The following is an 11027-nucleotide window of genomic DNA, read 5'->3' on the forward strand; positions in this document are numbered from 1 at the left end:
GCGCTTCCCGGGCCCTCACCCGTTACCGTTCACCCCAGGCGCTTGACCGCGGCCTCGACCCGCTCGTCGGTCGCCGTGAACGCCACCCGCACGAAACGCTTCCCGGCCTCGCCGTAGAAGTCGCCCGGCGCCACCAGGACGCCCCGCTCCGCCAGGTGGGCCACGGTGTCCCAGCACGGCTCGTCCCGGGTCGCCCACAGGTACAGGCTCGCCTCGCTGTGCTCGATCCGGAACCCGTGCGCCTCCAGGGCCGCCCGGAGGGCCGCCCGCCGGGCCGCGTACCGCGTGCGCTGCTCGGCCACGTGCGCGTCGTCACCGAGCGCCGCGACCGTCGCGGCCTGCACCGGCGCGGCCGTCATCATGCCGCCGTGCTTGCGGATCTGGAGGAGCTCGCCGAGGACGGCCGCATCGCCCGCGATGAAGGCGGCCCGGTAGCCGGCCAGGTTGGACCGCTTGGACAGCGAGTGGACCGCGACGATCCCCTCGTACGAACCGCCGCAGACGTCCGGGTGCAGGACCGAGACCGGGTCGGCCTCCCACCCCAGCTCCAGGTAGCACTCGTCGGAGAAGACGAGGATCCCGTGCCGGCGCGCCCAGGCCACGATCCGGGTCAGCTCGTCCTTGGCGAGCACCTTGCCGGTCGGGTTGGACGGGGAGTTGAGCCAGAGCAGCTTGACCGCGGCCGGGTCGAGGTCGGCCACCGGGTCCTCGTAGACGACGGGCGTCGCGCCGCAGAGCCGCGCCCCGACCTCGTACGTGGGGTACGCCAGCCGCGGGTAGGCGACCGCGTCACCGGGACCGAGCCCCAGCTGCGTCGGCAGCCAGGCCACCAGCTCCTTGGAACCGACCACCGGCAGCACGCTCTCGTGGGCGAGGCCCACCGCACCCAGACGCCGCCCGCACCAACCCGTGAGCGCGTCCCTCAGCTCCTTGGTCCCCCACACCGTGGGATAGCCCGGTGAGTCCGCCGCCGCCACCAGGGCCTCCTGGATCAGCGCGGGAACCGGGTCGACGGGCGTGCCGACGGAGAGGTCCACGATTCCGTCGGGGTGCGCCAGGGCCGTCTTCTTGTAGGGCTCCAGCTTGTCCCAGGGGAAGACGGGCAGGCGCGAAGAGACTGCGCTCACGGATTGGCTCACTTCCTGGTGCGTACGGAAAACGCTTCGGCCCCGCACGGCGAACGAGCCGTACGGGACCGAGAGCGGATGATCAGCCGTTCTGCGGCGGCAGGGCGGCGATGAAGGGGTGGTCGCGCTCGATCTCGCCGAGCTTGGAGGCACCACCGGGCGAGCCGAGCTCGTCGAAGAACTCGACGTTCGCCTTGTAGTAGTCCTTCCACTCCTCCGGGGTGTCGTCCTCGTAGAAGATCGCCTCAACCGGGCAGACCGGCTCACAGGCCCCGCAGTCGACGCATTCGTCCGGGTGGATGTACAAGGACCGCTTGCCCTCGTAGATGCAGTCGACGGGGCACTCCTCGATGCACGCCTTGTCCTTGACGTCGACACAAGGCTGCGCGATGACGTAGGTCACGCTGTCGTTCCTCCTCGATAGGGCTGGTCTGCGCGGGAGCGCGGCGTCGTCGATGCCCGCACCTAGTATCTCCGTTCTTGAGGGCGATCCGAACAGGAGGGGCGGAGAAGCTGTGGAAATCACCGGCGGAGGGCGCCTTGAAGTGCGAATTACCAGCGCTGACGTGGGAAAACGTGTCTCCGTTCGGTACGTGACGGAGTCGACGGAAGCGGGCGAAAGGTTCACCGACGCGGTCGGAGTGCTCGCATCATGGGACGCCGGTGTGCTGCTGATCACACGAAAGAGCGGTGAGGGCGTCCGGATCGCGGAATCGACACTGGTCGCGGGCAAGGTCGTGCCGGCCGCCCCGGCCCGCCGCCGGGGCCCCGCGGCCACCTTCCCCGAGCTGGCCCGCGCCACCGCACGCGCCTGGCAGCCGGTCGAGAGCGAGCCCCTCGGCGCATGGACCCTGCGGGCCGCCGGGGGATTCACCCGCCGGGCCAACTCCGCGCTCGCGCTCGGAGATCCGGGGCGGCCCGTCGACGAGGCCCTGGCGCAGGTGCGTGCCTGGTACGCGGACCGGAAGCTACCCGCGTACGTCCAGGCCGCAACCGGCGCCGAGGGCACCCAGGAACTGCTGTGCGCCGCGCTCGACCGGCACGGCTGGCGGCGCGAGGTCTCCGCCGAGGTCCGGATCGCTGCGCTCGCCCCGATCGGTGACCTGGATGCGGACACCTCCGTCGTGCACCTCTCGCGGACGGTCGACGAGCCGTGGCTGCGCCGGTACCAGCGCTCCACGGAGGAGAACCCGGCGGTCCGGTCCGTCCTGGCGTCCGGCCCGAGTGTGTGGTTCGCGTCCGTCGCGGGCACGGGAGGGGTACCGGCAGCGATCGGGCGCTGTGTGGTCGACGGCCGCTGGGCCGGTTTCATGGCGGTCGAGGTCGCCCCCGACGAGCGGCGCCGGGGCCTGGCGACCGCCGTGATGACGGCGCTCGCCCGGCAGGCGCTGGACGAGGGCGCGTCGGCCGCCTGGCTCCAGGTGGAGACGGACAACGACGGTGCGCGGGCGCTGTACGACCGGATGGAGTTCGCACTCCACCACCACTACCACCACTACCGATGGGCGGAGGCGTGACGCAGGACGTACCCCCACCCGACGCGCCGCGGGGCACATCAGGGGGCCCGGACCGGGACGACTGGCGACGGGAGTTCGCCGAGGAGGCCCGGTCGGAGCGCCCCGACCTGGCCCGGCTCTGTCTGCTGATCGGCGCCGTGGCCGACCCCACGGTCACCCGGCACGACCTCGACGAAGCCGAGATCGAACTCGACCGGCTCGCCGGCCTCGTGCCGTACACGACCCGGACCACCGGTGCCTGGGCGGCCGAACTCGCCGCGCTCCTCGGCCGCCGCGAGGGCTTCGAGGGCGTGTCCGCCGACTACCAACGCCTGGAGTCCTCGCTGCTGCACGAAGTGCTCCGGCGCCGCCGGGGCCTGCCGATCCTGCTCTCCGTCGTCTGGATGGAGGTCGCCCGTCGGGCCGGGGCCGCCGTGTACGGGCTCGGCCTGCCCGGCCACTTCGTCGTGGGCTTCGGCGACCCGGCCGATCTGGACCTCGCCGACCCGTTCGCGGGCGGACGGGCCATGACGGGCACGGACGCCGAACTCCTGGTGGCGAGCGCGACGGGCGAGGCGCTCGACCGCTCGATGCTCCGGCCGGCGGAACCCGGCGCGATCGTGCTGCGCGTCCTCAACAACATCCGTGCCTGGGCGGCCCCGCGTCCCGAGCGCTCCGACGTGGCCCTGTGGGCGGTGGAGCTCGCCCTGCTGCTCCCCTCCCACCCGGCGAGGCTCCGCTACGAGCGCGCCGAGCTGCTCGTCCAGCGCGGGCAGTTCCTCACGGGGGCCGCGGAGATGGAGGCGTACGCGCGGGTCATGGACGCGGTGGACCCGGAGTCGGCGACGACGATCCGCCGACGGGCGCAGGCGGCCCGAGCACTGCTCAACTGACGGTGGAGCGGACGGGCCGGGCGACCGGTGGGGGCGCCCCGGTCCGCACGCCCACGACGCACAGGCGCCCCCGTCCCGGGACGGGACGGGGGCGCACGGCCGGAGCGGGGGTCTCAGCCCTCGCCGCTGAGGTCGATGGTCTTCGTGCGCTCCTCGGGCGTCTTGCCCAACAGCGCGTCGCGCATCACGAAGGCCACGTCGTCGGCGGAGACCTGGTGCTTGCCGCCGTCCCCCTTGGTGATCATGATGCCGTCGAAGGCCCCGTCCAGGAGGCGGTCGATCGCCTTCTTGTCGTAGACCTCGACCAGTCGGCCGTCGACGGCCTTCATGGAGAGGATCTGCGGCAGGGACCGCGCCGGGCCGAAGTCGATGTACTTTCCGCCCGCCTGGATCCTGATCAGGCCCGACATGGCCGGGGTCGCGAACTCCCGCATCGCCCGGTCCAGCTCGGCCTTGGTGATCGTCGGCTGACGGGTGGTGACCGGCAGCTCGACCAGCGTGCTCCGGCCCGTCTCGACCTGGGCGCGGAAGGCGTCCTGCACCGAGATCATGGAGCGTTGGACGTCCAGGCCCTTGCCGGGCTTGCCCTCGACCGGGGTCACCTTGTTCGGGGCGAACAGGATCGTGCCCTCGGTTGCCGAGGCGGAGGTGCCCGCGAGGTCGGTCAGGGCGACGGCCAGCTTCTCCTTGTCGACCGGGAAGACCGGCTGGGCCACCCGTTCGCCGCCGAAGAGGGAGCTGATCACGGACACCGGGTTGTAATCGCTGCCCGCTGCGGCGCGAACGGTCTCCTGGCTGTCCAGGGCCAGCCCCGCCTTGTCCGGCGGCAGCTGGACCTTCTTGCCGCCGACGCCGAGCTGGAGCGGGGTGCGGGCCCGCTGCCCCAGGGCCTTGTCCAGCTTGTTGACGGCCTCCTCCTTCGTCCCGCCGCCGATGTCCACGCCGAGCACCGTGGTGCCCTTGGGGACGTCGGAGTGGTTGAGGAGGAGTCCCGCGCCGTAGGCCACGCCGGCCAGGCCGACGAGTCCGGCGGCGACCAGGACCAGCTTGGAGCGTCCCTTCTTGGCCGGAGCGCGGTCGGCGGCGGGCGCCGGGCGCGGGGCGGGTGCCGGCGCGGGGGCCGGACGCTGCTCGGCGCGGGGCGTCGGGTTCGGGCCGGGGCCCCGGTTCGAGCGGGGCGCCGGGTTCGAGCCGGGGGTCTGGTTCGGGCGGGCCGCCGTCGGCGGGACCACGGGGATGCCGCTGGTGAGCGTGTCGCCGGAAACGTGACCGCCGTTCTCGGCCGGCGTCCCCTGGCCCGACGGGGGCACCGGGGCGGGCTGCTGCGGCGTCAGGATCGCGGTGTCGTCGGACATGCGGGGCGCACCGCCGCCCGCGAACGGGGCGCCCTCGCCCTGGTGTCCGCCGCCTGCGAAGGGTCGGGGGGCGGCGGGGCCGCCGCCGAGCGCGGCGGTCCCGGCGACCGGGCCCGTGGTGGGACCGTTCGGAGCCCCCGGGGCCCCCGGACCGGGGTACGCGGGGGTCCCGCCCGCGGGGGTCCCGCCCGCGGGGGTCCCGTCGTACGCGGGGGTCCCGTCGTACGCAAGGGTGCCGTCGGCCGGAGCCGCCCCGTAGGCGGGGGTCCCGCCCGTGGGGTTGCCGTCATGGGCGGGGGTCCCGTCGTACGCGGGGGTGCCCGCGGCCTGCGGGTCCTCGTACGCCGGGGTGCCACCCACCGGCGTCCCGCTGTCGTACAGCGGATTGCCCGGCGGCGTCTGGGCGGCTGCGGTGACCGGTCGGCTCGACGGGGTCGTGCCGACCGTCGGGACGCCGGAGGTCGCCGAGCCGGCGAAGCCGGTGCCCTGGGCTTCCGGTGCACCGGGAGCCGGGGCGGGCTTGGCCGCCGAGGCGGGGGCGGGCGCAGGGGTCGGACTGGGGGCCGCCGGCTTGCGCGGGGCGAACCAGTCGCTCGTCGCCTTCGGGGCCGGTGTCGCCCCCTCGGCCGCCCGCGGCGGCTCCGGGGCCGCGACCGGCGTCTCCGGCTCCGGCTCCGGCGCCTCGGGCTCCGGGTCCTGGGCGGACGCCTCGTTGACGGTCTTGCGGACCACGACCGGCGGGATCGGACGCGAACCCGGGATGTTGATGCGGATGCGCGTCGTCAGCGTCGTCTCGGTCTTGGGCTCCTCCGGCGGTGCGGACGCGTCCGGAGTCTCCTCCGGCGCGTCCTGCGAGGGGTGAAGCGACGGATACTGGCGGGATCCGTACGGCGGGGTACCCGACGGGTACGCAGCTCCACCGCGCCCCTGGGCGCCGGAGGACGAACTGTCAGTCTCTCGACCAGTTTCACGACTCAAAGCAGGATCTCCCGGTTGGCTCCACCGCCCGCTCTTGCTGATGCTCGTGTGACCCGGGCGGTTCGGCGGCGCGCACCACCATACTGGCCGCCGCCGGCATATACCCGACCCCCGGGTCACGGACGACGGGCAATCCGGCCGAAGTCAGGACGACTGCGGTCTCAAGTCGTCCTGCTCACAAGGGTGTGCGCGGCAACCGGGACAGCGTGGCACACATCACAGCGACCGCCATGCCGCCGAAGAGGAAGAGCAGCTCGCCGCCGTCGCCGGTGAACACCCTGTCCCCTTCGGGGCGGGTGTTGCTGAGGAGGATCACGGCGAGGAGCCAGCCCACGCCGGCGGTGAAGACGCCGGCCTGGGTGCCGGTGGCCCGGAGTCCCCCGTAGAAGAGGCCCGCGGTCGCGAGGAGCGCGAGGAGCAAGCCACCGGGGAACCAAGCCGCTTGGACGAGGGATCCCGCGGTGCCGACGAGGGCGCCGAGGACGACCAGGACGGCGTACCAGGTGAACCGGGCCCCCTGGGAGGAGGGGGAAGCGGTGGTGCTCACGCGGTCACCCCCGCGAAGAGGTCCGTCTCGCGCGTGCCGGCGGGGGCGCCCGGGACGCCCCGGACCAGTTCGTAGTACTCGGTGGTGAAGATCGGCTGGGCGAGGTCGTTGGAGAGGGCGAAGAAGGGCCCGTCGACCGCGACTTGGGTGGCGTGCGCGGCCATCGCGGCGACCTTGCGGGCCGTGCACGCGGGGTCGGCGGTGATCTCGGCGGTGATCCGGTCCTCGTCCACGACGCCGGGGACGTCGTCGAGCGCGGCGACCCCCGGGAAGACGGAACCTTCGGCGCGCAGCCGGGCGAAGCCGGCCTCGGCGACGGGGCGCGGGACGCGGTTCCAGTAGGTCTTGGCGATCGCGTGGGCGGGGCCGAGGTCGGGACGGTAGGCCGGGTCGGCGGCGAGCTCCGCGGCGCGGGTCGCGACCCGGTGGGCCTGGATGTGGTCGGGATGGCCGTAGCCGCCGTCGGGGTCGTAGGTGATCAGGACCTGCGGCTGCACTTCGCGGATCACCTCGACGAGGTGGGGGGCCGCCGTGTCGACGTCGGTGTTCCAGAAGGCGTTGGTGCGCCCGTTCTGTTCGACGCCCATCATTCCGGAGTCGCGGAAGCGCCCGGGGCCGCCGAGGAAGCGGTGGTCGGTGACGCCGAGCTCGGTCATCGCGGCGGCGAGTTCCCCGATGCGGTGGGGGCCGAGCCGGTCCTCCCGGTCGGGGGCCAGGTGGGCGAGGTCGGGCGGGATGACCTCGCCCTCCTCGCCCAGCGTGCAGGTGACGAGGGTGACGAGGGCGCCCTCGGCCGCGTACCTGGCCATGGTGACGCCGTTGTTGATCGACTCGTCGTCCGGGTGCGCGTGCACGAGCAGCAGACGGCGGGCGGGGAGATCGGACATGCCCCCACCCTACGAGGTGGCGCGGGGGACGCCGGTCAGAACTTGAGGCCGCCGATCATGCCCGCCACGTTCGTGGTGAGGGTGCTGATGGACGGGGCGATGGAGGAGCTCGCCAGGTAGAACCCCAGGAGCGCGCAGACCGCCGCATGTCCAGCCTTCAGCCCGGATTTCCGGATCAGCAGGAAGACGACGATCGCCAGCAGCACCACCACGGAAATCGAGAGTGCCACGGCGGTTCACCTCCACCTTCGGTCGGATATTCGAGCGGCTTGGTCGGGCAGCATGTGCCAGGAGGCATGCTCGTCAGATGCATACCCACCTAGCGCTACGGATCATAACTATCCGTGCCGCCGCATCGGTCGGCGGACAGGGGCACAAGGGGGGCGCACAGCGCTAGTTTCAGCCCATGACCTTGTCTTCACAGCAGTCGGCCACACCCTCGGCCGAACTCTCCTTCCCCCGCCAGCACGCCCGGACCCAGCGGTTCACCCTGGGGGTCCCGCGTGGGTTCTCGGTCTCCCCGGACGGGGAGCGCGTCGTGTTCGTCCGGTCCGCTTCCGGGACGGACCGTTCGCACCGGCTCTGGGTGCTCGACCTGCCCCGCGACGGGGAGCCCGGAGAGCGTTCGGTCGCCGACCCCGCCGTACTGCTCGCGGGCGCGGAGGAGGAGCTGTCCCCGCAGGAGCGGGCGCGCCGGGAGCGGAGCCGGGAGGGGTCCGCCGGGATCGTGGCGTACGCGGTGGACGCGGCGGTGGAATGGGCGGCGTTCGCGCTGTCGGGGCGGCTGTTCACGGCGGAGTTGCGGGCCGGGACGGCACGGGAACTCCCGGTGCCGGGGCCGGTGATCGACCCGCGCCCCTCACCGGACGGGCGGTTCGTCGCGTACGTGGCGGAGGGCGCGCTGCGGGTGGTGGGCGCGGACGGCACGGGGGACCGCGCGCTGGCCGTCCCGGAGGACGAACACACCTCCTACGGATTGGCCGAATTCATCGCCTCGGAGGAGATGGGTCGGGAGCGCGGCTACTGGTGGTCCCCCGCCTCGGACCGGCTGCTCGTGGCACGGGCGGACGACCGGGCGGTGCGGCGCTGGTGGATCGCGGACCCGGCGCACCCCGAGCGGGAGCCACAGGCCGTGGGTTACCCGGCGACGGGAACGGCCAATGCCGAGGTGCGGCTCTTCGTGACGGGCCTGGACGGATCCCGCACGGAGGTGCGGTGGGACCGGGACCGGTACCCGTACCTGGCGCGGGTGCACTGGTCGGCGGGCGGGGCACCGCTGCTGCTCGTGCAGGCGCGGGACCAACGGGAGCAGCTCTTCCTGACGGTGGAGCCGGATTCGGGGAAGACCTCGGTCGTACGGACGGAGACGGACCCGGCATGGCTGGAACTGCATCGGGGGGTGCCCTCGTGGGGCCCCGGCGGCGGACTGGTGCGGCTCACGGACGAGGGCGGCCCGCGGGTCCTCGCCGTCGGCGAGGAGTCGTGGACGGGTGCGGAACTGCACGTCCGGTCGGTGCTCGACATCGGGGCCGACGACGTCCTCGTGTCGGCCTCGGCCGGTGAAACGGCGGCGGAACCCGAGACGGGCGAGACCCATGTGTACCGGGTGACCGCACGGGGGGCGGAGCGGCTGTCCGAGGGCGTCGGCGTGCACGGGGCGGTGCGCTCGGGGACGGTGACCGTCCTCGTGTCGGCACGGCCGGAGGCGGCCGGGAGCGTGGCGCGGGTGCTGCGGGACGGCGAGCAGGTCGCGGTGGTGGCCTCGTACGCACAGCGGCCGGTGATCTCCGCGCGGGTGCGGCTCGTGGAGGCCGGCGCCCGGCGGATTCCGTGCGCGGTGCTGCTGCCCTCGGGGTACGCGGAGGGGGACGGGCCGCTGCCGGTCCTGATGGACCCCTACGGCGGCCCGCACGGGCAGCGGGTGCTCGCCGCGCACCAGGCCCACCTGACCTCGCAGTGGTTCGCCGACCAGGGCTTCGCGGTGGTCGTGGCGGACGGGCGGGGCACTCCGGGGCGCTCCCCCGCCTGGGAGAAGTCCGTCCTGCGCGATCTGTCCCCGACCTTGGAGGACCAGGTGGAGGCGGTGCGGGCGCTCGCCGGGAGCTTCCCCCTGGACCTCGGGCGGGTGGCGATCCGCGGGTGGTCGTACGGCGGCCACCTGGCGGCCCGGGCGGTGCTCCGGCGGCCCGACGTCTTCCACGCGGCCGTGGTCGGGGCGCCGGTGACGGACTGGCGGCTGTACGACACGCACTACACCGAGCGGTACCTCGGCACCCCGCAGGACGAACCCGCGGTGTACGCGGCGCAGTCGCTGGTGACCGATGACGGCCTGTCCGCACCGGAGGGGCCGGCCCGGCCGATGATGCTGGTGCACGGTCTCGGGGACGACAACGTGGTGGTGGCGCACGCGCTGCGGCTCTCGTCCGCACTGCTCGCGGCGGGCCGGCCGCACGAGGTGCTGCCGCTGTCCGGGGTGACGCACATGACGCCGCAGGAACAGGTGGCGGAGAACCTGCTCCTGCTCCAGGTGGACTTCCTGAAGCGGGCCCTCGGCCTGGAGCGGTGAGTCACCGACCCGGCGGGCGCGAACGGGGCGGCGTCGGGGGCGGCGCCCCGGCCGCCGGGTGCGGGGCGGGCGCGGCGTCGGGGGCGCCGCGCCCGGCGAGCAGGACGAACACCGCGACGCCGGCGAGCAGTTCGAGGACGGAGGTGAGGACGCCCATCGCGTACAGGGAGGTGGGGTCGCCCAGGTGCGCGAACGTCTCGTACCGGACCGAGCGGGCAACCCCGCCGAGGCCGCCCGCCGTCAGGAAGGCGGCGGCCAGGAGCCCGAAGGGGCGACTGTGCCGGGCCCGGGCGAGGCCGAGGGCCCCGGCCGTGCCGTAGAGGGCGGCGAGGACCGTCGAGAGCCAGCCGGGGGGCGGCGCGAGGGCGGGCCTGACGACGGAGCGACCGCCGGTGAACCGGTCGGCGGTGGTCTCCAGGGGCAGTTTGCCCGCCCAGTACAGCTCCCATCCGGTCACGACGAGCGCGGCGACCAGGAGGAGGCCCCCGGCGGCGACCGCGGGGCCGGTGCGGGGGCTGGTGGGCGGCTGCTCGTGGGGGTCGGCCGGGCGGCGGCCGACGGCGGCGGTGAGGACGAGGCCGCCGGCGAGGGCCAGTTCGAGGAGGGCGGTGACGAGGGCCCCGTTCCCGGGGGCCCAGAGTCCCGGAAGGCGCAGTGCGAGGGTGACCGTTCCGACGGCGGCGAGGGCGGAGGCCGCGTGCCGCGAGCGGAGGGCGACGACGGCGGTCGCGGCCGACCCGACGAGGAGCACGGCGTCGATCAGGGAAGTGGCGGACCGTCCTCGGACCAGGAAGTGGCGGTCCCCGGCCCAGTACCAGACGAGGTCGGCCGGCGAGCCGAGCACGGCGAGGTCCTCGAGGATCCACACGGCGGTGATGAGGGCGAGCGCGGCGCAGAGCGCGGCGCCGGTGAGACGTGCCGTTCGTGTCACAGTCACGGCCTCGATCCTCACGGTCGCGCCCGGGCGGGACAAGCGGTTCCGCACATCTGTGGTGCTACGGGGTCCCGTGGGTGATCCGTGGGGAAACGCCGGGACAACGACGGCGAGCGGGTGGATGCCCGTGCGAAAACGGGGCCCCGTGGGGGTGGAGGGCGGGGTGGGGACGTCCGGTGTCGGAACCCCGCTCCGGCGCCCCGGAGCGGCCGGTGGAGGGAGGGGCAGCCGGCCGGGGCGACAT

General features: G+C 74.0%; 10 protein-coding genes. 3 read left to right on the top strand and 7 right to left on the bottom strand.

Annotated elements, in window-relative coordinates:
• Positions 1 to 29 precede the first annotated feature (29 nt).
• Together dapC and fdxA are read right to left on the bottom strand one after the other, a co-directional pair.
• Entirely contained in the window at positions 30 to 1127 is a 1098-nt protein-coding gene (gene dapC / locus ACFW2Y_RS31060; RefSeq protein ID WP_384885758.1) for a succinyldiaminopimelate transaminase, read from the bottom strand.
• 82 nt (positions 1128 to 1209) lie between these two features.
• Positions 1210 to 1530, bottom strand: coding sequence for a ferredoxin (fdxA, locus tag ACFW2Y_RS31065; protein WP_015035968.1), 321 nt, complete (start codon positions 1528 to 1530; stop codon positions 1210 to 1212).
• A gap of 112 nt (positions 1531 to 1642) precedes the next feature.
• Here fdxA and ACFW2Y_RS31070 point away from each other — a divergent pair, with 112 nt between their 5' ends.
• Complete coding sequence (locus ACFW2Y_RS31070) at positions 1643 to 2644, top strand: GNAT family N-acetyltransferase (RefSeq protein WP_384885760.1); 1002 nt, start codon at positions 1643 to 1645, stop codon at positions 2642 to 2644.
• Positions 2629 to 3516: a tetratricopeptide repeat protein gene (locus tag ACFW2Y_RS31075; protein WP_384885761.1), complete on the top strand. Its 888-nt coding sequence runs from the start codon at positions 2629 to 2631 to the stop codon at positions 3514 to 3516. Before ACFW2Y_RS31070 ends, ACFW2Y_RS31075 begins: the two co-directional genes overlap by 16 nt.
• A gap of 113 nt (positions 3517 to 3629) precedes the next feature.
• Here the strand turns inward: ACFW2Y_RS31075 and ACFW2Y_RS31080 are convergent, their stop codons facing one another.
• The 4 genes from ACFW2Y_RS31080 to ACFW2Y_RS31095 all read right to left on the bottom strand — a co-directional run bounded on the left by ACFW2Y_RS31080 (position 3630) and on the right by ACFW2Y_RS31095 (position 7513).
• Complete coding sequence (locus ACFW2Y_RS31080; RefSeq protein ID WP_384885771.1) at positions 3630 to 5891, bottom strand: hypothetical protein; 2262 nt, start codon at positions 5889 to 5891, stop codon at positions 3630 to 3632.
• A gap of 133 nt (positions 5892 to 6024) precedes the next feature.
• Complete coding sequence (locus tag ACFW2Y_RS31085) at positions 6025 to 6396, bottom strand: DUF6113 family protein (protein ID WP_384885763.1); 372 nt, start codon at positions 6394 to 6396, stop codon at positions 6025 to 6027.
• The gene (gene mshB / locus ACFW2Y_RS31090) at positions 6393 to 7283 is read right to left on the bottom strand and encodes an N-acetyl-1-D-myo-inositol-2-amino-2-deoxy-alpha-D-glucopyranoside deacetylase (protein WP_384885765.1); all 891 of its coding nucleotides are present in this window, start codon (positions 7281 to 7283) and stop codon (positions 6393 to 6395) included. Before mshB ends, ACFW2Y_RS31085 begins: the two co-directional genes overlap by 4 nt.
• Positions 7284 to 7318: 35 nt before the next feature.
• A complete protein-coding gene (locus tag ACFW2Y_RS31095) occupies positions 7319 to 7513 on the bottom strand; it encodes a hypothetical protein (RefSeq protein ID WP_015035959.1) in 195 nt (64 codons plus the stop codon).
• A 176-nt stretch (positions 7514 to 7689) separates the two neighbouring features.
• Here ACFW2Y_RS31095 and ACFW2Y_RS31100 point away from each other — a divergent pair, with 176 nt between their 5' ends.
• Positions 7690 to 9849 (top strand): prolyl oligopeptidase family serine peptidase, encoded by a 2160-nt coding sequence (locus ACFW2Y_RS31100; protein WP_384885767.1) that lies wholly within the window; start codon positions 7690 to 7692, stop codon positions 9847 to 9849.
• Position 9850: 1 nt separating this feature from the next.
• On the opposite strand, the gene ACFW2Y_RS31105 is transcribed toward ACFW2Y_RS31100, so the two are convergent.
• Entirely contained in the window at positions 9851 to 10786 is a 936-nt protein-coding gene (locus ACFW2Y_RS31105) for a hypothetical protein (RefSeq protein WP_384885769.1), read from the bottom strand.
• Positions 10787 to 11027 lie beyond the last annotated feature (241 nt).

The organism is Streptomyces sp. NPDC058877, assembly GCF_042742855.1.
Classification (GTDB): Bacteria; Actinomycetota; Actinomycetes; order Streptomycetales; family Streptomycetaceae; genus Streptomyces.

What these genes read in the sequence shown, in the direction of transcription:
- mshB (WP_384885765.1), bottom strand. Translation starts at nt 7,283, where the DNA reads ATGTCCGATCTCCCCGCCCGCCGTCTGCTGCTCGTGCACGCGCACCCG.
- ACFW2Y_RS31075 (WP_384885761.1), top strand. Translation starts at nt 2,629, where the DNA reads ATGGGCGGAGGCGTGACGCAGGACGTACCCCCACCCGACGCGCCGCGG.
- ACFW2Y_RS31100 (WP_384885767.1), top strand. Translation starts at nt 7,690, where the DNA reads ATGACCTTGTCTTCACAGCAGTCGGCCACACCCTCGGCCGAACTCTCC.